This is a genomic window from Xylanimonas protaetiae (assembly GCF_004135385.1).
Lineage (GTDB): Bacteria > Actinomycetota > Actinomycetes > Actinomycetales > Cellulomonadaceae > Xylanimonas > Xylanimonas protaetiae.
In genome coordinates, this window is sequence record NZ_CP035493.1 from 198693 (window position 1) to 221838 (window position 23146).

The 23146-nt window shown below is 69.8% G+C and carries 15 protein-coding genes; 8 read left to right on the forward strand and 7 right to left on the reverse strand.

The features are described from left to right. Positions 1-132 precede the first annotated feature (132 nt). The 4 genes from ET471_RS17820 to ET471_RS17825 form a co-directional block, all read right to left on the reverse strand. Positions 133-1200 carry a hypothetical protein gene (locus ET471_RS17820; protein WP_165350347.1) on the reverse strand — a complete coding sequence of 356 codons (1068 nt, stop codon included), beginning with the start codon at positions 1198-1200 and terminating at the stop codon, positions 133-135. Continuing rightward, entirely contained in the window at positions 1184-1801 is a 618-nt protein-coding gene (locus tag ET471_RS00910) for an RNA polymerase sigma factor (RefSeq protein WP_129186185.1), read from the reverse strand. The genes ET471_RS17820 and ET471_RS00910 overlap by 17 nt, the downstream gene beginning before the upstream one ends. Continuing rightward, positions 1720-2133, reverse strand: a complete 414-nt coding sequence (locus tag ET471_RS19065) for a peptidase inhibitor family I36 protein (RefSeq protein WP_129186186.1) — start codon at positions 2131-2133, stop codon at positions 1720-1722. The genes ET471_RS00910 and ET471_RS19065 overlap by 82 nt, the downstream gene beginning before the upstream one ends. Positions 2134-2343: 210 nt before the next feature. Further along, on the reverse strand, positions 2344-2571 hold the full coding sequence (locus tag ET471_RS17825; protein WP_165350350.1) for a hypothetical protein: 228 nt from the start codon (positions 2569-2571) through the stop codon (positions 2344-2346). Positions 2572-2619: 48 nt separating this feature from the next. Between ET471_RS17825 and ET471_RS00920 the strand changes: the two genes are divergently transcribed. The 5 genes from ET471_RS00920 to ET471_RS00940 all read left to right on the forward strand — a co-directional run bounded on the left by ET471_RS00920 (position 2620) and on the right by ET471_RS00940 (position 7954). After that, positions 2620-3213: a prepilin peptidase gene (locus tag ET471_RS00920; RefSeq protein WP_165350351.1), complete on the forward strand. Its 594-nt coding sequence runs from the start codon at positions 2620-2622 to the stop codon at positions 3211-3213. Positions 3214-3276: 63 nt separating this feature from the next. After that, on the forward strand, positions 3277-3717 hold the full coding sequence (locus tag ET471_RS00925) for a hypothetical protein (RefSeq protein ID WP_165350352.1): 441 nt from the start codon (positions 3277-3279) through the stop codon (positions 3715-3717). Further along, positions 3714-5180: an ATP-binding protein gene (locus tag ET471_RS00930; RefSeq protein WP_129186189.1), complete on the forward strand. Its 1467-nt coding sequence runs from the start codon at positions 3714-3716 to the stop codon at positions 5178-5180. Before ET471_RS00925 ends, ET471_RS00930 begins: the two co-directional genes overlap by 4 nt. Positions 5181-5694: 514 nt before the next feature. Continuing rightward, entirely contained in the window at positions 5695-6450 is a 756-nt protein-coding gene (locus ET471_RS00935; RefSeq protein ID WP_129186190.1) for a LuxR C-terminal-related transcriptional regulator, read from the forward strand. Positions 6451-6748: 298 nt separating this feature from the next. Next, entirely contained in the window at positions 6749-7954 is a 1206-nt protein-coding gene (locus ET471_RS00940) for an IS110 family RNA-guided transposase (RefSeq protein WP_129190590.1), read from the forward strand. 511 nt (positions 7955-8465) lie between these two features. Here the strand turns inward: ET471_RS00940 and ET471_RS00945 are convergent. The 3 genes from ET471_RS00945 to ET471_RS00955 form a co-directional block, all read right to left on the reverse strand. Beyond that, positions 8466-9104, reverse strand: a complete 639-nt coding sequence (locus ET471_RS00945) for a T6SS immunity protein Tdi1 domain-containing protein (protein ID WP_129186191.1) — start codon at positions 9102-9104, stop codon at positions 8466-8468. 11 nt (positions 9105-9115) lie between these two features. After that, positions 9116-15646, reverse strand: a complete 6531-nt coding sequence (locus ET471_RS00950; protein WP_129186192.1) for an RHS repeat-associated core domain-containing protein — start codon at positions 15644-15646, stop codon at positions 9116-9118. Positions 15647-15714: 68 nt separating this feature from the next. Next, the gene (locus ET471_RS00955) at positions 15715-18714 is read right to left on the reverse strand and encodes a DNRLRE domain-containing protein (protein WP_129186193.1); all 3000 of its coding nucleotides are present in this window, start codon (positions 18712-18714) and stop codon (positions 15715-15717) included. 1097 nt (positions 18715-19811) lie between these two features. Between ET471_RS00955 and ET471_RS00965 the strand changes: the two genes are divergently transcribed. The 3 genes from ET471_RS00965 (at position 19812) to ET471_RS00975 (ending at position 23130) form a co-directional block, all read left to right on the forward strand. Continuing rightward, the gene (locus ET471_RS00965; protein ID WP_129186194.1) at positions 19812-20846 is read left to right on the forward strand and encodes an ArdC-like ssDNA-binding domain-containing protein; all 1035 of its coding nucleotides are present in this window, start codon (positions 19812-19814) and stop codon (positions 20844-20846) included. 71 nt (positions 20847-20917) lie between these two features. After that, a complete protein-coding gene (locus ET471_RS00970; protein WP_242496359.1) occupies positions 20918-21388 on the forward strand; it encodes a hypothetical protein in 471 nt (156 codons plus the stop codon). After that, positions 21385-23130, forward strand: a complete 1746-nt coding sequence (locus tag ET471_RS00975; RefSeq protein WP_129186196.1) for a type IV secretory system conjugative DNA transfer family protein — start codon at positions 21385-21387, stop codon at positions 23128-23130. The genes ET471_RS00970 and ET471_RS00975 overlap by 4 nt, the downstream gene beginning before the upstream one ends. The last annotated feature ends 16 nt before the right edge of the window (positions 23131-23146 follow it).

The following is a 23146-nucleotide window of genomic DNA, read 5'->3' on the forward strand; positions in this document are numbered from 1 at the left end:
GATGGTGCGGATCGGGTAACACTGCCGCTCATGCCTGCGTGTTCGGGGTGCGCGTGGCCGGTTGGCCCGCTCACCCTGTAGGTGACATTCCGGCCGCGGATTTACGCAGAATCTCGTGTGGCGTGTGTCACGTCATGGTTCGGTGGTCGCGGGTGCGCCGATCGTTTCGACCATCCCGGTGCGGAGCCAGACCTCGAACCCGGTCACGGTGGGTTCGGTGATGTCGAGCGCTGGGTCTGTGACGGTGATGGTCTCGGTGCCGATGAGCTGACCGGTGATCGTGGAGACGTGGAGCACGAAGACCTGGTGGATACCGGTGTCGGGCCGGTCCCAGTCAATGGCGAACCCGTCAGCGGGTTGTCCGTCGCGTGCCGTGGTGTGCCCGAGGTGCCTGACTGTGGGCTCACCGGCGAGGACGTCCCACATGGCCGCGGCCAGATCGGCGGGCATCACGAAGCGACCGTGAAGGTCCGCGATCTCGGCAGCGAGCGTCCAGGCTTGCTCGTCAGCGCCTGCGGTTGCCGGTAGGGCCCAACGCTCCAAGAGGGCCGCGCGGAGGGCCTGCGGGTCGCGGGGCAGCATGTCGGGCAGGCTTGGGTCGAAGGCTCCTGCTGGTGCGGTGTCCGTGGAGCGCAGCACATCCGGTTTCGGGGTAGCGGTCGACTTCAGGCGGCCGTCAAGGTCGAGGGCTGCGCCGCGCGACTGGTCCATGCGCGCGGCCCCGTCTGGTCCCAACCACATCTGAGTGACCGTCGGGATCAGATCGGCGTCGACGTCGTCGCCCGCATGGACGGACATCAGCCACCCGGAACGCGCGACGTACTGCACGTCTCCCGTGCCCGACACCGGATGGTCCCTCGCAGCCAGGGCCGCCTCGCGAAGCTCCGCGGAGGCGACCGGAGCATCGGCAGCGTTCTGGGGCGCGGCGGTCGTGTACTCCAGCAGCGCCGGGAAAGCCACGGCGGGGGCGGGCGCGAACACCATCGTCGTCGCGAGCGCGACCGCGGTGACGACGGCTGCTGCCGACGCGAGCCACGCGTTGCGCCTGGCGGTCCGGCGCCGATCGGCCGCACGGATCTGCCACAGCATCTGCTCCACGTCGCCCTGGTCGGGGAGGTGGTCTTCCGGCAACGGCAGCACGCCCTGCTCGTGCAGGAGCGCGCGCAGCTCGGCGACAAGCCGTTCATCGTTCGAGGCCACGTCTGATCCCTTCCGTCTCGGCGTCGACGAGCGGACGCAGCCGCTGCAGTGCCCGGGAGACACGCGTGCTGATCGTCGAGGTGGGGTGTCCCAGGATCGCTCCGGCCTCGGCGAACGTGAACCCGGAGATCGTCACCAGGTACACCGGCGCCCGTTCATGGGCAGGGAGCTCGCCCAGCCACCGCTGCACCCGGTCTGTCGCGACGACGCCGTCAGCGGGTTCGCATGCACGGTGCGGCTGAGCGGCGACGGAAGCCTCGACGCGCCGGTCTCGAGCGTGCGTGCGGTACAGCTCGAGGATCTTCTTGTGGGCGATCCCGAACACCCACGCCCGCCACCGGTCCTGCGTCGGCGGACGGTCGCCCCAACGCCGCCACGCCGTGGTGAAAGCCTCGGAGACCACATCGGCGACGTCGTTCGGGCCGACCTGACGCAGCACATACCCGTGGAGATCGGAGTACGTAGAGCGTGCGAACTCCTCGAACTCAGCACGAGGGCCGTGACCGAGGCGGAAGCGATCTAGCACGACGTCGTGGTCAAGAACCGCACCGATCCAGCGGGTACCGAAACGGATGCAGACTGCACCCCGGCAGCGAAGCATTGAGACGTCCCGGTGCCGCCTGCGCCCGAGAACACGCGAACAGCTCGCCCTGACCGGTTCCACACCGACATCGCTCGCGACACTCCGGTCACGTTCTGGTTGCCGGTCGCATCGAAGAACCCGCCCGTGTACATGCTGCCTGACCACAGGCAGAAGCGACCAGCGAGACACGACGCTGAACTCAACGGCATGACGTCCGGAGATGAAGCCTGAGCAGGAGCGGCCAGGCCGACAGTCAACACGCCAAGTGCAACAAGCGCTGCAGTGACTCGGGGAAGACGGGGGTGCAGACGTCGCTTCGAGTAGGTCATGTTCGAGTCTCTCGGGCACATGGACCGCCCCGATAGCTTCTGGCACGAGCCGATCTGTGCCCCGACCCAACTCGGAGCGCTGCGCCTCGGGAGCGTCGGCGAGTTCCGGAGGAAGCGATTCCGGGAACGCCCTGCGAGCGTGCTGAAACCACCTGGACGCCCGCACCGATCAGAGCTCCAGCCCTCCTCGTCAAGAGAGCGACGCTGGCGTCGCTGGCAGGTCGCAGCGACTCACCCTTTACCCCCTGGTTCGGCGTTGTCGCTGGCCGTGCCGTCGCGACAGATGGCCGTCTCCATCGCGCCACGATGCTCGGGCCCAGGATCGGCGTCTTGCAGGAGCGCGTCGATCCACTGATTGGAGATCGGAAGAGTCCTCCGCGCGTCGGCGACGACGGTGTCCCCGTTCGCAAGCAGCCTGCCAGCACGGCCATCCGCCCAGTGCATATCGTTCACGGGCATCGATTGCAGTCTGGTACATCCGCGATGTGCATCAGTATGTTCGGCGTCATGGCCGAGATGGACGCCGAGCCGTCAGGACCAGCCGGAACCCCAACCGCCCAAGCAGCAGCACTGGCGTCTCGGCATGGAGCCGCAGTCCTTGTCGTTGCCGCTGCACTTACCGCCGTCGCGCTCGCATTCGGCGCCGACTCCTGGACCACAACCGTGCTGGTCTGCGTGGCCCCATTCGCCGCTGCCGCCGCCGTGATCGACGTCAGGTGCCAGCGGATCCCGACACCGATCGTGGCTCTGACGCTCATGCTGGCCCTCGCCATCCTCCTCGTGGGCACCACCTTCTTGGGCGATGTCGCGCGGCTCGGCCGCGCGATCCTTGCCGCTGTCAGCGTCGGCGTGCTGTACCTGCTGCTGTGGCGCTTCGCGTCGCTGGGTCTGGGCGACGTGCGCCTGGCGACGGTCCTGGGGCTGGTCGCCGGGTGGGCCGGCTGGCCGATGGTCGCCTGGTTCATCATCGCCGCGCACCTGCTCGCGGCGCCGTTCGCCGTCTGGCAGCTGGTCCGAGGTCGTCGCGGGCCGATCCCGTTCGGCCCGTTCCTCGTCGCAGGCCTGTACCTCGCCGTCGTCCTCCAGGCGCTGGTGAACTGATCGCGCACACCTGCGTGTGACGACCCTTGTCACCTGGAGGCCGCGATGCACGACGACGACCCTGTGACCGCTGCCGAGAACGCGGCCGAAGCGATGCGGGCCCTTGCCCACGCGACCCGCACGTTCGAAGACCCGGCCGACACGTACTGGACGCTCGGCAACATCCTGGCGATCACGTCGCGGTTCATCCAGGTGCTCGAGCAGGTCGCGGACGCCCACCGCGCCCAGATCGACCGCGCGCACGACGACGACGGCCGTCGCACCGCGGGCCGGGCGTTCGGGCTGTCCGCCGCGACGAACCTGCACCAGGCCGCTCTCGCGCTCGGCGACGGGTACCGGCGCTTGGACGAGGCTTCCCGGACCTCGGGCCGCATCGCGTGGTACGCCGACGTGCCCGCCCGGCGCACCCTCGTCCCCCGCGCGGTCAATGACGCGAAGGTCGTCCCGCTGACCGGAGGGGGCCGCCCCGAGCCGCAGCCGCCGTACGTGGAGCCGGGACTGTGACCGACGAGCGGGTCCACACCGCGGTCCTGCTCGCCCCGGCCGGTGAGCGACGTCGTGCGGCCAGAGCCCGGCGTCGGGCAGCCGCCGAGCACGCCGCCGCAGCCCTCGCCGTCCAGCACGACGCGCAACGGGCGGGCGCCCGGGCCGAGCGTGACGAGCGGCGCGCGACCCGCGTCCTGCCCGCGGCGGGCGAGCGCCGGCGCGCCGCGCTGCGCACGACTGGGCGGCTGCGTATCCCCCGGCATCAGGACACGACGGCCACCTGGGCGGGCGCCTACCCCTTCCAGACCGAGAGCGGTCTCGGCGCCGACGGCGTGTTCGTCGGGCAGGACCACGGCTCCGGGGCGCCGTTCGTCTACGACCCCTGGGTGCTCTACCAGAGGCAGCTGATCAGCGCCCCGAACCTCGTCATCGCCGGGATCGTCGGGGCCGGGAAGTCGGCCCTGGCCAAGTCGCTGTACACCCGGTCCATCGCGTTCGGGCAGCGCGTGTACGTTCCCGGCGACCCGAAGGGCGAGCACACCGCCGTCGCCCGCGCCGTCGGTGGGATCGCCATCGCCCTCGGCCACGGCTCACCCACCCGCCTCAACCCGCTCGACGAGGGCCACCGACCCACCGGCATCGACGACACCACCTGGGCCGCGCAGGTCACCGCGCGACGCCGCGACCTCATCGGCGCCCTGACCGAGACCGTGCTCGAACGACGCCTCGCCCCGACCGAACACACCGCCATCGACGTCGCCCTCGCCGACACCGTCCGCTGCGCCGAGGTCCCGATCCTGCCGATGGTCGTCGACCGACTGCTCCAACCCGCACCGGCCGACGGCGCACGACTCGCCGAGGACGGCCGCCTCGCCGGCCACGCCCTGCGGCGCCTCGTCGCCGGAGACCTCGCCGGGATGTTCGACGGACCCTCGACTGTGGCGTTCGACCCGACCCTGCCCATGGTGTCCCTGGACCTGTCAGCGGTCTCGGAGAACTCCACCGCCCTGTCGCTGCTGATGACGTGCGCCTCAGCGTGGATGGAGGCCGCGCTCGACGATCCGACCGGCGGCAAGCGCTGGGTCATCTACGACGAGGCCTGGCGCCTCATGGCCCACCCCGCACTCCTGCGCCGCATGGACGCCCACTGGCGCCTGGCCCGCCACCTCGGGATCGCGAACGTGCTCATCTTCCACAAGCTGTCCGACCTCGACAACGTCGGCGACTCAGGGTCCGCGATGCGCGCCCTGGCCGCATCTCTGCTCGCCAACGCCGAGACCCGCGTGATCTACCGCCAAGAATCCGACCAGCTCGGACCCACCGCGACCGCCCTCGGCCTGACCCGCACTGAACGCGAGCTGCTCCCCCAGCTCGGCAAGGGACAGGGGCTGTGGCGCATCCGCGACCGGTCATTCCTGGTGACGCACCAGATGCTGCCCGCCGAGCTCGAGCTCTTCGGGACCGACGCGAGGCTCCGTTGAACATTCCGCCTGCGGCGTCCAACTTCGAACGACGATAGCGACGAGGCGGGGCTCGAACTTCCGTGCCCGAGTTCAGTACACGCAACCGCAGGTCGTCAGTGCCCGTGTTGCCCGCTGACAGGCACCTCGGGGACGTCCAGATGGACGTCTCGACACCGGCGGCGATCGCGGAGAGCCCCAAGGGCACGTGTTGCGGCGGACGCCGAAGAGCCCCCGCTCGCGCGGGTAGGTAGGTGGTCCATGCAGCCGACGACTGCACTCACTGGACAAGATCGACGGTGACCAACTCTCGGTCGCGCTCGCTCCTCAAGACGTCGCTCGGCAAGTAAAGGGCATTCGGGTCGCCGAGGGACTCCGGGCGCCACTTGCCCTCGCATCGCCTCTGAGCACTATCATCCAGCACTCCGGGACCCGTCAGACATACTCCCAGCAGTCGGCACAGGTCGGGACGGGCGAGGCGACATGCCCGCCCAGCGCAGCGCTCGGGGCGAGGACGAATGTGAGGGCGAGTAGCGTGGAGAGGATTGCGGGCATCGTGGTTCCTTCCAGTGTTGGGCCTGCGGACACAGTCTCCGCTACTTCCGACCGCACCTTTGCCGATGTCGGGTACTCGCCATCCGCGGGTGATCTTCGCCTGTCCGGTGCCGACGAGATCCGCACCTGCCTACGAGAGATCAGCGCCACAGCAAGCGAGCGAGTCGACTCCCTGATCCCGACCGTGCCGTCGACCGAGGCGCTCACGAGCTCGCTTGCGAGTGACCTACGGATGGTGGAACGGGGCGTTCGCCTGCGAAGCCTCTTCCCAGACCACGCCAAAGAGGCCACCCGCATCACGGACTATGCCGAGCATGTCGGCCGCTACGGCGTGGAGGTGCGACACGGCGCGGTCGGGCAGGTCCGCATGGTGCTCTTCGACAGCTCCGTGGCTGTCATCTCGGCCGTGACGAGCGGCTCATCAGCGACACCTGCGGCGCTCGTCACGCGGACGTCCGGGGTCATCTCCGCAATGTCGTCGTACTTCGCGCTCCTATGGGCGCGTTCCGGCACCATCTCCACCGACGCGGCGATCCGACCGGGCGCCGCGCGAGAAGCCTCAATCCTCGCCGCAGTGATAGCAGGCAAGACGGACCGCGCTATCGCCCGCGAGCACGGAGTCGATGAGCGAACGGTCCAGCGGACGTTGAGCACGCTCCGACAGCGCTACGGAGTGAACTCGCGTTACCAACTCGTGGCGGAAGCCGTCGCGAGAGGCCGTGCAACCGCGACGTGACTGCCCCCATTACTTCCTGGCGGGTCCTGCGAGGCTCCGGTTCTTGACCGGGTTGCCGCGTGAGGATGCGCGTGGTGGCCGCCGGGCCCGGCATGATTGCTGCCCCCTGTCGCGAGACATGATCCGGGGGGTGTTGTCACCGGGCTCGGCTGGCAGGTCGTCATCGCTGATAGGGGCAAGGCTAGAGGGGCGCGTCGGCGCCGCTCAGGTCGCTCGTAATGTGGATGCCGAGACGTCCTGCCGGTCGACCACCGCCTCGTGTCGGTCCGGCTGGGAGGATGCACAGGTGGTCTCGCAGATCGTTGGGTACGACGACATCGCGGTCTTCATTGGCCTGGACGTCGGCAAGGGTGAGCACCACGCCGTCGCCCTCGACAAGGCGGGCGAGAGGCTGTTCGACAAGCCGCTGCCGAACTCCGAGGCGAGGCTGCGGGCGCTGCTCGAGCCGCTCATGGACCGCGGCCGGGTCCTCCTCGTGGTGGACCAGCCGGCCACGATCGGCGCGCTGCCCGTCGCGGTCGCCCAAGCCCAGGGTGTGACCGTCGGCTACCTGCCGGGCCTGACGATGAGGCGTGTGGCGGACCTGCACCCCGGAGAGGCGAAGACCGACGCCCGCGACGCGCTGATCATCGCGGAGACGGCCCGCACGATGCCGCACACTCTGCGCAGCGTCGACCTCGGCGACGAGCAGGTCGCCGAGCTGACGATGCTGTGCGGCTTCGACGACGACCTGACCGGCGAGATCACGAGAGTGACCAACCGGATCCGCGGGCTGCTCACCCAGATCCACCCCGCCCTCGAACGAGCGGTCGGCCCGCACCTGGACCACCCCGCGATGGTCGACCTCCTGGCCCGCTGGGGCACACCCGCCGCGCTCCAGAAGGCCGGCAAGAGGCAGGTCGCCGACCGTCTGCGCAAGCGCGCCCCCAGGGCTGGGGCGCGGTGGGCCGAGACGGTCTTCACCGCCCTGGGCGAGCAGACCGTCGTCGTGGCGGGCACGGACGCGGCCGGGGCCGTCATCCCCCGCCTGGCCAAGCAGCTCGAGCTGCTGCGCGCACAACGTGACGACGTCGCCGAACAGGTCGAGGCCCTCGTGGAGGCCCACCCTCTTTCCCCAGTCCTGACCTCGATGCCAGCAGTCGGAGTCAGGACAGCGGCCCGCTTGCTGACCGAGGTCGTCGGCAAGACCTTCCCCACCGCCGGGCACCTGGCCGCCTACGCCGGCCTTGCCCCCGTGACCTGGCGCTCTGGGTCATCGATCCGCGGCGAGCACACCTCCCGGCGCGGCAACAAGATCCTCAAACGCGCCCTGTTCCTCTCCGCCTTCGCCGCCCTCCGCGACCCCAGGTCCCGGGCCTACTACGACCGCAAACGCGCCCAAGGCAAGACCCACACCCAAGCCCTACTCGCCCTCGCCCGCCGACGCTGCGACGTCCTGTTCGCCATGCTCCGCGACGGCGCCTTCTACGACCCGCCCACAGCCACCCGACCCGCCGCCGCTTGACACCCGAAGGAGATAGGGGCACCCCCCCGCGGCTAAGCGGTAACGTGCTTGAAGCAGGGCGATCCACGGGCCGACGCCAAAGGATCGGTTGGGGTTCGATGGCGCTCGCGGTCAAACGGCCCCGACGACGCCGGGCACGCTCATCCCGCGAGTTGACGCGGAGCCACCGACGTGAAGCGCACCACCGGCTATGGCAGGCGGCCCTGCTATTGCGATCGAGCACGAAAGAGACGGCCGCGATCCCTCAGGTCTCCAACGTCACCGACAACCTGCTCGTCGAGGGAGCCGAGACCGCTCGCTGAACGCCCCCAGCGGCCACCTCGACGTCCGCCTCGCAGAACCTCGATCAGCTCACGACGACGAGCGGGCCACGACCACCAAGGTCATCGATGCCCTCGTCGCCGATGCCAGGCGCCGCCTCATCACCGGCAAAGCCGGGTAGTAAACAAGAGGCCCCGCGACCAGCGCAGACGCTGGCACAGGGCCTCTCGCACGAAACGAACCTCAGACGTCAACCGTCGCTGGCAACCTGGTTAACAGAGGTCCCCGGCGGGAGGTTCAGCGTCCCGCGACGGAGCTGCCCACAGATCGACCAGTAGACGTCCAGATCGCTGAGCTCAAGGTTCTCGATGACGTCTCGCCCGCCCAGAAAGAGCGGAACCCGATAGCCAACGCACGCGTTCCGCTCCAGCGGCAGCACGTCGCCGTGTCCTGCCGACCAGTCCTCGAAGAACCCGGCCGCCAACGCAGCGTCCGCGTACTCAATCAGTTCCTCATCGTGGAAGGCCGCGAAGGACAGGGGGATCTCCAGTGCTTCACCCGTACCCGGTTCGAGCAGCAGAACGTGCGGCTGCCCGGCATCGTCTCGCCCGAAGTCGACCGCGAACTGCCGACCGAGCCAGTCGTATCCGAACGGACGCATCCGGCCGGCGAACTCCGGAAATGCCTCCACCACCAACTCGAGGGCGCGCGGGCCGGTCTGATCGTCGTGCACACGGTAGAGACCACCGCCGAACGAGGCGCCGCCGAACTCGCCGACGAACTCCACATAGCCGGCAACGCCGATGAGCCGGTCGTCCCGCCACGCCGAACCCACCACGGGCGTCGCGTCACGAAGCGGCGCGAACTCGGATCGGAAACGTTCAAACATCAGCAGTCCTTTCAACAGATCCCTACAGCGACCACGCAGGTCCCCGGGGCAACGCCGCGCAACTGATGCCCGATCTGCGAGCCCAGGCTCCGGTTCACGGACAGGTCGAGCGGGCTCATGTTCGAGATGTCGTCGAGGCCACCAAGCTGAAGATCAATCGTGTGGTCGACATCCGCACCACGCGGAACCGTGTTGCCAGCACTTCGATACCGCGATGACGCCGACGTCCCCGACCGCTGCGCCGCCGTTACCCGCAACTGACCAGCCTGCGCCGCATTGTTCAGCGCCGCCACCTTGCCGTCCGCCGCAGCACGCTGCGCAGCCGTCCAACCGTCCTTGTATCGCAGCGACAGACTCACACCGTCCTCTGCGGTGTTTGCGGCGAGTGTACGTGTGCCGTTGAGCGCCGTCACGCGGGTGAGTCCGGCCGTGACCCCGTACCCGGCGCCGCCGAAGATGCCGCCGGCGAGGGCGCCGGTCCCGACCGTCCGTCCGAAGCCGGACCACGAGTACCGGCCGTTGTCGCCCGTCACCCCGTAGGTGACTGCCGCTCCCACCCCGCCAGCTGCAGCACCACCGGCCACAGCGGTACCAACCCCGGCGGCCACACCAGCGCAGATACCTGCCGTTGCGGCGATGCATGCGGCAACACCGATGCCGATACCGATACCAGCGGCGATACCGCCGGCAATGCCCAGGACGTGGCGCCAGTTGACCCCGCTGCTGTGGCTCGGCGCATGCCGCACCGGTACCTGCGCCGCGACGGGCGGCTTCGCCTTGGGTTGGGTCCAGTTCCAGCCGGAGCTGGTCTTCTTCCACCCGCTGGCGTCGTTAGGGTTGTCGGTCGGGCCCAGGGGTCGAGTACCGGCCGGGTCCCAGAACGCCAACGGGTTGTTGTTCGCGTACGTGTATGGGTTCCACTGCTGAGGGTTGGCCAGGTCCATGATCGGGTCGACGCTGACGAACACCCCGAGGGTCGGGTCGTAGTAGCGGGCCCCGACCTGGGTCAGACCGGTGGTGTCGACGGGCTTGTCCAGGAAGCCATGGTCGCCGGCCAAGGTGGTCGCGTTACGCCGGCCACCGAAGGGGTCGGTGTAGTTGCGGGTCAGGACGTTGCCGTTCTGGTTGACCTGCAACACCGCGGTCTGGTGCCCGTCCGAGATCAGCGTGGTCGTCCCCGCCGCGCCCACCCCGGTGCGCAGAGCGACGGGCTTGTCCGCGAACGTGTAGTACCGCTGCGCGGTGACCGTCGTGCCCGACAAGGTCGCCTCGGTCCCCCCAGGCAGGTACGCGGTCGTCTTGCCATCCTGGACACGCAGCAGCCGGTTCCCGTCCGCGTCGTACACGTACGAGTCGGTCTCGGCGGCGTCGGCGGTGTCGCCGTCACCGTTGCCGTCCTGGGCTACCGAGGCCAGCTCGCCCTCCGGGTCCCAGGTCAGGGTCTGGAGCTTCGCCCCGGACAGGGTCCGACCGGTCAGGTTGCCCGCAGCGTCGTAGGCGTACGTGTTCGTCTTCGTCGTCGTGCCGGTCACGGCGGTCGTCTTGGTGACCGCGTGCGGACGGCCCGACGCGCCCGCGGTCGGGTAGGTCGAGGTCGTGATGGTGTCTGTCGTGTTGTGCGACGTCACCGTGGTCCGGCCGCCGACCGTGTTGTACGCGTACGTGTTCCAGTACTTCGCCGCCCCGCCGAGCGCCGCGACCGTCGGCGCCGTCGAGCACGCCACCGATGTCGGAGTCCACGCGTTGACCAGGCGGCGCAGGCCGTCGTATGTGAAGCACTGACGGTCCTTCGGAGCGCTCGTGTTGGTCGGCACGTCGAACACCGACGTCGGGTTCCCCGCCTGGTCATAGGTGAACGTGACGGACTGGTCGTACCCGGTCTGCCCGTCACGCAGCACCCACGTCGAGGCGAGCCGTCGGGTGCCGAGCTCGTAGGACCAGTTCGGCTGGACCGAGTAGTTCGACCCCAGGTCCTGGTAGACCGGTTCGCCGAACGCAGTCCACGTCGAGGACAGGGCGTACACGCCGTTGGGCGCCGAGCCGGTCATGTCCCTCGGCATGCCCGCAGCGTCGTAGTTCGTGTACACGGTCTCGGCGGTCAGCGCGCCCGCCTTCGGGACGGTTTGCGTGGCGATGGTGCCGTCCACGTTGTACGTCACCGTCGAGGTGTAGGTGCCGGCCAGTGCGCCCGCCGAGGTCGGCAGGGTGACGGACGTGCCGAGCTGGCGGCCGTGGTGGTCGTACCCGCTCACGGCGGTGGTGTAGGTCGACGAGCCCACGATCCGGCTCGAGGACGCGAGCAGACCCTTGCCCTTGGCAGCGGTGTCGTACGCCCAGGAGGCGCGCACGGTCCCGGTGGTCGAGGTGTCGCGCATGGTGGTGCGCCGGCCGAGGGCGTCGTAGGTGTAGGCGAGCGCCTTCCCGCGCGCGTCCGTGGTCGTGATGACCTGTCCGGCGTCGTCGTACGTGGTGGTCGTGGTGCCCTTGTCCGGGTCCGACGCGGTGGTCGGGCGGCCCAGCAGGTCGTACGTGTTCGTCCAGGTGTTCCCGGCTGCGTCCTTCATGCCAGCCAGGCGGCCTGCGACGTCGTAGGTGTACGTCGTGGTCTGCGAGGAACCCGATGGGGAGGCGCCGAGGTACTCGATGAGCTGGGTGGTGTTGCCGCGGGCGTCGGAGACGGTCGTGGTGGGGGTGGCTCCGGTGGGCGGGTCGACCGTGACACGGTCGCCGCCGTAGGTGGTGGTGGTGCGCCACTTCTCGGTTCCCTGGACCTTGAAGATCGCGGCCGTGGCCCGACCCGCACCGTCATACGTGGTCTCGGTTACGGACGGCAGGGCGCCCGCTCCGGGAGATCCGAGAAGAGTCGCGGCCGGGGTGCCGGTGGTGAGCCAGCCGGTGTCGGTCTCCTTCACCAGGCCGCGCGAGTCGTAGATGGTGTCGGTGATCACGCGGCCGGGGTTGGCCGCGTCCAGCGATGTCGTCTGGGTCTGCCGGGGGCGCAGGAGCCCGTCGTAGATCGTCGAGGATGCGATGTAGCCGGTGCCGGCGGTGTTCAGCGTCTTGGTGACGACCGCGTTGATGCCGGATGCGGCGACGGTGTAGGCGTAGGTGGTCGTCGCGGTGTCCGTGCCCTGGACACGCCCCGGCTCCCATACGCTGGTCAGCCGGCCGAGGGCGTCGTAGGTTCCGGTGGTGACGTTGCCGTTCGCGTCGGTCGTCTTCGTCGGTGCACCCCACGCCGGGTCCAGGACGGTCGTTGTCGTCAGCGCGGTGGCGGTGCCGGTGCCGTCCGGGTCAGGGGTGGTGGTCGCGGTGCTGGTCGTCAGGCCGTTGGCGTCGGTGTAGGTCGTGGCGGTCTTGCGTCCGAGCGCGTCGGTGACGGTCAGCGGGCGCCCGACCGCGTCGTACGTCGTCGTCGCGGTCGTGACGTAGCTGGCGGTGGTTCCGGAGTACGCCTTGACCGACTGCACCGTGGTGATCAGGCCCTTGGTCGGTGCGGCGCCGACCGCGCCGCCGTCGTACGCGGTCCGGGTGTCCGAGATGACCTGCGCGGGACGCGCCGGGGTTGCGGCGCAGGCGACCCCGACGGTCTCGACGCGGGAGACGGTGGACAGAATGTTGGCGTCGGTGTTGCGGGCGTAGGTGGTGCGGGTGCACCGGTCGTCGGCGGTGGTCGCGGTGTCGCCCTGGTCGTCGACGGTCGCGGGCATGCCGTAGGAGTCGTAGGTCACGACCGTCGACGTCGTGCGCGTGCCCCCGGTGATCGGGGTCGCCACGTCCGTGCGCGAGACGCCGACGTGGAACGCCTGCTTGGACGCGTCGCTAACGGCGGTGGCAGTCGCCGCCGAACGCCACGGCGTCGATGTCGTGGTCGAGACGACCGTCGAGCCACCGTCGGAGTAGACCGTGGTGCTACGCGGCTGGCCGGCGAACTGCTTGAGATCGGTGATGCCGTCGATCGCGATCGTGCGCTTGGCCTGAGCGTCGGTCGAGCTCGACCGGTCGCCGTCCATGCCCTGGAAGAACGTGGACACCGTCTTGCCGCGGGCTGCACCGAGCGCTGGTTCGCCTTGGCGGACGGTGACGGTCTTGAACCCGCGCCAGTCCGACCACGTCCGGTGCTTCGCCGGCGTCAGGTCGTCCGAGGTGTAGGCCCACGCGGGTCCGGCGTACTCGTAGTCCGTGCGGGTCGCGTCCGAGCGCCCGTCGCGGGGCTGCTCGGTGACCTGCGCGACGGCGTACTTGTGGAAGTACTCCATGACCGGCCCGCTCGAGCCTGCCGGGGTCCACCACACCGGGAGGCACCGGCGGTCGTTCGACTCCGGGCTCGACGGTAGGGAGACGCTCGAGCCGTCGTTCACGCAGTCCTCGGGGGTGTAGACCACCGAGGTCTCCGCGCCGGACTCAGAGACGATACTCGTGAGCCGGAACCGGGTCATCGGCGACCGACCGTCGCTCAGTGCGTCGACCCGGTTCGGCATCTGCGAGCCCACGAACGTGGTGGCCGGGAGCGTCACGGCCGGGGAGGCTCCGTTGCCTTGATGGGTGATCGACGAGAGCCAGAGCACCCTGTCGGACAGGTCGCCCGTGCCAGGGTCGGGAAACTCGTGCCCGAGGGTCCAGGTGTCGACGGTGCGGAACGTGCCTGCGGCCGGGTCGGTGACGACCTGGGTGGTGGCCTTGGTGATCATCTTGCGGGTGAAGAACGACGGCGCCGTCTGCCCGGGGCACGAGGTTGCCCCGTCGGCGCAGATCAGGTCGAACGGGACGTCGGGCCAGGACGCCTTGGTCGCATCCGTCAGGTCGGCGGGCTCGCAGTCGGCGGACGCGCCCAGGCACCGCTCCGCGAGCGAGAAGCTCACGCGAGCCGGTGCGACCTGACCCTTCTCGGTCCCGGCACGAGTTCCGTACTCGAGACGTGCGAGGTTGCCACCGGCGACGTAGCTGGTGACGCCCTGACCGTTGTTGTACCCGTACCGGTTCCACTCGCGGCTGTAGAACAGCGACATGGAGTTGCCGAGCGTGTCCTGGACGTAGTCCAGGTTCCAGCGCCACCCCTGGTTGCAGCCCGAGGAAGCGAAGTCCGCCTGATAGCAGGGTTCGCCAGGCTGGTTTCCGTAGACCCGCACGGTCCACGCCGAGTACTGCTCGGCGTCGTCGGCGACCCGCTTGGACCGCCCGAACGTGTACACAGCTCCGTCTGGGGTGGTGACCTGCCAATACTCGCCGTCGGTGTCACCGTTACCCCACCCTGAGGGCAGGCGCAGACGGGTGACCCGCGTGTTGTCGTCGTTCGCGGCGACGAACGAGTCGGGCCCGGTCTTGACCAGCTCGGTCGCCCGCCCGCCCAGCACCAGGGTCGCGCCGTCGGAGTCCCAGCACAGATCGCCGACCGTCAACGACGCGTTGTTGCCGCCGGACTTGTCGTCGTTGCAGGGGATGTACTTGCGTTCGATGTACCCGCCCGTCGACAGGTCCCACCCGTCACCGACCGCCGAGGACTGGTTGTTCGTGCCCGTCGTCCGACCATCGAGAGACCCCGAGTCGTAGGTGAGTGCCACCTCGGGCTCCAGCCCGCCCGGCGTGGACGGCACCCGCAACGGGTAGGACCAGGAGAAGGAGCCGGTCTGCTCCGAGACCCCCCACGACGCCGCAGACGACAGCGGGGTGGCGCCCCAGTTGCCCGCCGCGCCTCCCACCCCGGCAGACACGCCCGCGATCAACGCCGCTGGCTCCACCCCGCCGACCTGTGCGGCCGCGAGCGTGACCGTCCCGGTGAACACGCCGTCGGTCACAGACTGGTCCGACGCCGGGGTCGCGACCAGGCACTCGGGGTCGTCCGGCGTCGTCGCCGCGCACGCCGGCAACGTGACCAGGCGGAGCCGGGACAGGTAGTCCTGCGACTGACCTGCGACCGCATCGGAGACGTCGATCGAGAGCTGCACCTGTGATCCGGTCGACGTCTCGTCGGTCGCACCCAGGCTTTTACTCTTCGCCAGCGGCGAAGCGGTTCCCCCACCTACAGGCGCACGGACGTCCCGCGGGTCCGCCACCACGCCGTCGGGATCGGTCTGCACGGCGAGCGAGACCATCGCCACGTCCAGGCCGTGGGCTGCCGCATCCGCCAGCGAGTGCACCTGAGCCGAGACCCGGCTCAGCGCGTTCGCGGACGCCCCCCGACCTCGGACGTCGGGTGCTGACACCGCGACCGGGAACCCGTCGTCGGGTGTCTGCCCGAGCTCGAGGGTCGCGGTGGACTCTTCGAGCGCGTGCCCTTCCACCGGAGCGGCGGGGTCAGCTGCCGCGTCGGCCGTTGTCCCCGGCCCGGCGATGCCCCCCAGGGCGGTCGGTTCGACGTCGATCGCGGGGAACAGCTCGTCGGCGTTGCGCTCGTGAGAGTCGCTCTGCGCGAGCTGTTCACCGTGCGCGGTGCGCTCTTGGAGCGTCCACGCCTCTCGCTCCTCCTGCGACTCTGGTGTCGCCTGCGCCGGGACGCCCAGCCCCGCAGCCAGGAGCGCCGCCGTGGTGGTTGCCGCAGTCACGCTGCGGACGACCGAGCGAAGACCTGTGGGGATGACGGATCGCACGTTGTTCCTCATGGTGGTTGTCCTCAGGCGCCCTGGTCGGAGAGCTGCGCGATCCGGATGATCTGCTCGTCCTTCACGGGCGCCTTGTACACGCGCACGTCATCGACCGCGCCGACAAACCCGTTGCCCGGAACGTACGCGCCAGCGGAGTTCTTCACGATGCCCTGTCCCACGCGCATCGCCCCGTAGGAGGCCCACGTCGGGACGGGTACGCCCGTGGTCGGCTTGATGCTGTCCGCCAGCTGCTCTGGTCGGCACGTGCGATCCGTGGAGTTCGGGTCGCACACCACGATCTCCATCGTGCTGGTCGCCGGGGTGTAGCGGGCTGCGATCAGAACCCACGTGTTGGTCACCGGGATCGGCGAGACGGCGCGGGTGACGCCGGTCGCAGCCGCGTCAGTGTCAGCGGTCGTCTTGGTGAAGGCCCAGCACACGGTGGCGCACCCGGTGCCGCCCTTGACGAGACCGAGGGTGAAAGCCGACGTCTTCGTGCCGTCCAGAGAGACCACCACGCCGTCGGTGGCCGGCGTGAGCGTCGACGGCTTGACCCATGCCGTGACAGTGAACCCGTCACCCGGACGCTCGATCACCGGCGCGACGAACCCGTTTGAGTCCTTCGCGACCCCGGAAGCGGCACCGGCCACGAGGTTGAGCGCTTGGTCGGTCGTCCCGGCAAGGCCCCAGGACTGGTAGACGCCAGTCGTCCGGGCCGGGCTCGCTGCGAACACCAGGTTCTGGACGGTCGTGTCCTTCATCGGCGTCTCACCGGCGCGGTCCGGGGCAGACGGTGACCAGTCCGGGATCGTGGCAGCGGCGGCGTCCATCGTCCAGTACGCGGCAACCGGGGGCGCCGCGATCGCGAAGCGGAACGTCGTCTTGCCCGACACGTTGCCCGCCTTGTCGACCGCCATCACTACGAGGCGGTGCGATCCGGACGTGATCGTCGACGGCAGCGTGATCTTCAGGTCCTGGTTCGCGTCGGCTGCCGAGGCAGTCTTGCCAGATGGGTCATCGGCGTCGAACACGAACTTGTATCCCGCCACATCCGTCGCCGTGTCGGTCACAGTGAACGTACGGTCAGCGGCCGCCGGCATCGGGACGACGAGCGTCTGGCTGAACTTCGCCGACGTCACCGACGGGTTCGCCGGCGCCGTGCCGTCGTAGGTGAACCAGCAGCTCGCCATCGGCCCGTACACGCCTGCCGCGCGAGCGGCCACGTCACGGCCGCCGACCTTCCAGTTGTACTTCGTGTTCGTGACCAAGACCCCCGCCGGGACCGTGTGCGTGAACGTGTTGCCTTGGGTGTCCTCAGCCAGGTTGTTGACGTTCGTGCCTGCCGGGTTGATCAGGTCGAAGTTGCGGATCACCTTCCCGCCATCCGGATCCGAGACCGTCCACGAGAAGCTCGGCGTCGAGTCGTTGATCAGCGCCGGGGACGCCGACGTGCCGCACGCCTTGCCTGACGGCGACGTCATCGAGTACGCCGATGGTGCGTTGGGCAGACGGTTCCACGTCACCGAGAGGCGCGGGTTCTCGTACCGCTTCCAGCCAGTGATCGTGCCCTCATCGGCTGCGAACACGCCCAGCGTGATCTGGTCGGAGTTCGCGTCTGCGGAGTACTGTGCGGCACCGAGGACGCTGAACGACACATCCCGTGCGTTGGAGCATGCTGCCTTGTGCGCCAGCGACGCGGATGCCTGCACGCTGATGTGGGACGGCTGCGCGTTCCACGTCGTGCCCGAACTGATGCCGCCCGTGTGCCAGATATTCACCGGGGTGGCCGTGCACGAGTACGAGTGCTGACCATAGAGCGTGAGCGTCGCCGACTGAATGTCCGCGCTCTGCGCCGCGTTCAGGCCCGCCGCGCTGAACTGGAAGTACGAGCGGTAGATGTTCACGCCCGAGCAGCCCAGGTTGGGGTCGCAGCGCCCCACCCCGTAGTTCGTCACGTCGTTCCAGTGCGCCGTGGTCGGCCAACCCGACTGCACGTAGGCGCGCCCCGTCACCGACCCCGACACCGACGGGTCGATGTACAGCGGGAACACTGCGTCGTCGACGAGGCCTTCGTCGATCCCGAGCGCCAGGTCCTCACCGTCACCACCGATCGTCACCTCGAGCGGGGCAACCGTGTCGCCGTCGACCGGCGCAGCATCCCGGTCAGCCGGCTCCAGCTCACCGAGGTCAGATGGGTCCGCCCCCACGATCCCTTCGTCAGCCAGCATCTCAGCAGCCAACGGTGCGGAGAGCGGAGCAAGCGCAGGTGAGAGCCCCTGCACTGGGGCGGTTGCCGAGGGCAGCGTGTCCGCGGACGAGTCCCACGCCGTCGGCGCCGGGGCCGTGAACACCACATCACCCGACTCGTCGACTGCGTCCAGGTCACCGTTGGCGCCTTGGTCCCACGACAATCCCTCGGACAGGTCCACCGGGATCACCAGGTCTGCCAGCCCCGGCTGCGCCAACGCCTCCGCCGACTCGACTCGCAGGACCTCGGAGAAGCCAGATCCGTCCGACGCGACCGTCACGATCAGGTCGACACCGTCCAGCACACCCGCGTACGTCAACTGACCCGCATCGGCGTCCACCACCGGGGCGGGCAGGTCGAACGGCATGTCATACGTCAGCTCGTGCCCGTCCTTTGCCGCGACGGCCAGCGGCTGACCCGGCGTGCCGTCCGAGAACGACATCGCCACTGCCGGCGCCGCCAGTCCGATGCGCCCGTCCTGAGGGGCCCTGAACGACGTGTCCACCGGGACCCACTGACCGTCGGCCGTCAGCGACCGCTCCGCCTCAACCGTCGTCGACCACTGGACCAGACCATCAGCGAGGACCGTCGTCTTCGACCACGGATCGGTCAGGCCCGACACGACGACATCCGTCCCGCAGGCCCCTGCGAGAGCCCCGGCCTCCTCGATGGTCGGAGCGGCATCGGCACACGGCACTGATGCACTCGCATCCGTCTCCTCCGCGACCGCGGGGCTGGCGCCCAGGGCACCTACCGCGCACACGGCCAGCACCGCGGTCATCGCCGTAGCACGTCGGGACAGAGAGTAGACAGCCTTCATCGCACCGCCCAAGGAGAAGCCGACCCCGCTCTCCGCGGAACCGGCACAACAAGAAGGAGAATCAGCAGCCATCGAGCGATCGCTTTCCTCGCCTACGGCAACCGCAACGTAGAGACCCACCGCACACCCAGGCAATGACGAGAACCCGCCACACCCATGGCTTGACAGTCCGGACCGCTTCGGCATGTCAGCGTCCGGGCGCCGCCTGACGAACATGGAGAGACCCCGAGCGGCAATCTGCTCCGGGGCGATCCACGGAAGCCTCTCAGGCGATGACGGGAGGCCGCAGTGCACGCGAACGGCGACGCCACACGGCGCGAGCAGGAAGCCCGCCGAAGGCTCCACACGAGAAACTGACGATCGGGTGGGTAACCTCGTCGCGGGCGAGGATTGGATGCGTCCCTGATGGTCAGCGCGCGCCTGCGGGACTACTCGGCCGGCGAGAGTGGCGTACTCGGACCTCGGGAATGTCCGGCTCGTCGACCCCAAGGCCAACTGAATCTGTGGCCGCTCCAGTGCGGGATCTGGGCAGCGTCGAGCACGGCACAGAGCTCGTCGACGGCGTCGTTCTCCTCGCGCACGTAGGAGATGAAAACGTGCTTGGATCCGGGCCGACCGTGGCCGCGTCGGTAGCCGCGGGTACGACTGCCCTGGCCTACCTGTCCGGTGCGACCTCACCGGCTACATCCCGAACGCACCTGGCACGGACGGATGGAGTGAGGTTGCCAAGCGTGGGGAAGATCGAAGCCCTTCAGGCCAGCCCTGCGATCGGCCGCAGCACTCGTCGGTGCTCAAGAGCCGTCTCTCCCTTGGCCGTCCACGACACGGTTGCCTCGGTTGCGCTCGCTCCCATCATCACGCGACGCGCTCCGTGATGACTGCGTCGGGCGGTTGTGTGCGTGCCGCGAGACAGGCGCTTGGGGCTGAAGTCCAACGTGTTCCGGCGGTTCGCCTCTCGCGGTGCCTCTCCCCCCTGAGTCTTCGAAGGCCGGCGCTTCCGTCTCCAGGCCAACCGCCACGCACACCTGATCACGAGACCCAGCCCCGGGAGGCTCGTGATGTACCGCAACCACACGCAGGTCGAGGACCGTGAGGCGAAGCTCGACGCGCTGCATGCCAGGCTGGCCGACGCGGTCGGTGCGCTGACGACCGAGGCGGACTGGCGGCGGGCGATCGAGTTCGCCGCGCGGTTCCGTCAGCGCAGCTTCGGCAACTCGATGTTGATCTTCGTCCAACATTCGGCGGCGTACGAGGCGGGGCGCGTCCCGGAGCCGACGCCGACGTATGTGGCCGGGTACGGGCAGTGGAGGCTGTTGGGCCGGCAGGTGCTCAAGGGGCAGTCCGGGTACATGATCTTCGCCCCGGTGACCAAGCGGATGGTCGCGGCCAACCCGCAGGCTGGGCCGTGGCGGGAGCTGGGTCGCGGTGAGCGACCGGACCCGGGCGAGACGGTGCGTACCCGTCTGGTCGGCACGCGCCCGGCGTACGTGTGGGATGTGTCCCAGACCGACGGCGACCCCCTCCCGGTTCCGCCTGCGCCGCACCTGCTCGAGGGGGCAGCTCCAGCCGGGTTGTGGGACGGGCTGGCCACGCAGGTCGCTGAGCACGGCTTCGCGATGCGCGAGGTTCCTGATGCCGCCGGGATCGGTGGCGCGAACGGGCTGACCGACTACCGGGACGCAACCGTCACGGTCCGCGCGGACATGGACGACGCCGCCCGGGCGAAGACGCTCGCGCACGAACTGGCTCACGTGATGCTCCACGGCCCGGGGAATGAGGAGGCGGGGATGCATCGCGGGGTCGCGGAGGTCGAGGCCGAGGCGGTCGCGCTGATGACGCTCGCCTCTCACGATGTCGACACCTCCAGGTACACGGTCCCGTACGTGGCGGAGTGGGCGTCGTCGGTCTCGGCGGACCCGGTGCAGGTCGTAACGTCTACGTTCGATCGGGTGCGGCGCACGGCGCTGGCGATCCTGGATCGTCTGGACACCGTGCAGGTCGGTGGGGGTGCACCGCCCGGTCTGGCCGAGGCCGTACGGCTCTCTCCTGCGGCCGTGCCGGACGCCGACCCGGTGGTGGGGGTGTCGTTGTGAGACGGCCGCCGCGGATCCCCGTCGTCTTGCCGCGGGTGCGGATCGTCGTCGGTGAGGACGAGCAGCTGGCCGTGACGGTCGACGACGCGTCGTTCCCGGTCGAGCCGGAGTGGGCGAACCTGGGTCTGGACGCGATCGGTCACGTCATGGACGCCGCCGTCGCGCGCGTGGGTCAGGTCGCTCGGGTGGACGTCACGATGCCGGACGGGTCGACGATGTCGGAGATCGTCACCCCCGACGAGCCCGCGGCCGGCGCCCGCACCGACGCACCCCCGCCCGCACCTGTGCGTGGGCCGGTGCCGACGTCGGCGGGCGGGTCGTTCCTGGGCGTTGCCGAGCCCGGGTTCCGGCCCGGGGAGAAGGTGAGCATCGCCGTCGTCGTCGCCTCGTCGGTCGCGACGCGTGAGGGGGTGGCGGCGTTGCGGATGCCACCGGGCCTCCTGGCGCGCAGGCCGTTCACGATGGTGCTGCTCGGGCACGACTCGGGCTACCTCGTCGTCCACGACCCCACCCTGGCCGCCGGGCAGGCGGGTGCGGCATGAGGGTCACGACACCGTCCCGGGTGGGGAACGACGCGGTGACCACCCTGGGCATCGGGCTCCTGGTGGCCGGGGTCGCCGTGGTCGGGGTGCTGCGGGCGGCCGGGTCGATCACTGCCTGGGCGACCCGGGCGGACCCGCCAACCGGGGGCCTGCTCGGGGGTGCGCGCGTCCTGGCCGCCCCAGCCGATCCGGGGGCGGCGCTCGGGGCGCCGGGCCTGAACCCGATCGTGTACTGGCTGGTCGTCGCCGTGCTGGCCGTGGCCGCGGGGGCGGCAGCGGTCGGGGCGTGGCGGGTGTTCCGCCGGGCGCCGGCCACCGGTGACGGGTTTGCCACCCGCACGGAGGTCGCCCGGTCGGTCTCGGCGCGCGCGGTCGTTCGGGCCGCCGCCCACCTGCGCCCGACGCTGTCCCATCCGAGGCCGGCGGATGTCGGGTACCGGTTGGGGTCGTTCAAGGGGCAGGAGGTGTGGGCGTCGGTCGAGGACTCGCTGCTGCTGATCGGCCCGCCCCGCTCGGGCAAGGGGCACAACGTCGTGATCAACATGATCCTGGACGCCCCGGGCGCGGTCATCACCACTGCGACCCGCCCCGACACCATCGCGGTCACACTGGCCGCACGGCAACGGCGCGGCCCGGTCGCGGTGTTCGACCCCCAGCAGATGGCGCCCGGCCTGCCGGTGGGGATGCGCTGGTCACCGGTGCGCGGGTGCCAAGACCCGCAGACCGCCGCCGTGCGCGCCCGCGGCCTGGCGGCAGCCTCGGGGTTCGGGACCGGGACGGAGAACGGCGGCTACTGGGAGTCGCTGACCCGTTCCGTGCTCGAACAGCTCCTGCATGCCGCCGCCCTGGGCGGGCGCACCGCAGCAGACCTGCACACCTGGTCTTCCCACCCCGCCTCCGCTGCGGACGCCGTCGCGATCCTCACCTCCCACCCCGGCGCGGCACCCCGGTGGGGGGAGAACCTCAACGCCTCGATCAACGCCGACCCGCGCACCCGCGACGCCGTGTGGAACGGGGTCAAGGTCGCCCTGGCCGCCCTGTCCCAGCCGCGGGTGCTCGACGCGGTCAGCCCCCGCCCCGGGGAAGAGTTCGACCCGCACGCGTTCATCCGCGACGGCGGCACCCTGTACCTGTTGGCCACCAGCGCCGGATCCGGCGGGGTCGCACCTTTGGTCGCGGCGTTCGTCGAGGATCTCACCGAGACGGCGAAACGGATCGCGGCCCGCTCCCCTGGTGGGCGCCTCGACCCGCCGCTGCTGCTGGCGCTGGACGAGATCGGCAACCTTGCACCCCTGCCGTCGTTGCCGATGCTGATGTCCGACGGCGGCGGGTCGGGCATCACCGTCATGCCCGTCCTGCAGTCCCTCGCCCAGGCCCGCACCGGGTGGGGTGAGCACCAGACGGGCACCGTCTGGGATGCCGCGATCACCAAGATCATTCTCGGCGGCTCCTCCGCCCCACGGGACCTGCAAGACCTGGCCGCGCTGCTCGGCGAGCGCGACGAGACCACGCACTCGACGTCCGTCGGGGCGGACGGCGGCCGGTCCACCCAGACGTCGCTGCGCCGCGTGCCGGTGATGTCGCCCCAGCAGATCCGCAACCAGCCCCGCGGGCACGCCCTGATCCTCACCCGGTCCCTCAAGCCGATCCGGGCCCGGCTGCGCCCCTGGACCGCCCGCCCGGACCGCAAGCAGCTACGCGCCGACAAGCAGGACGTCGAGGCCCAGATCTCTGGCCTGTGAGGCGCGCTGCCCGACC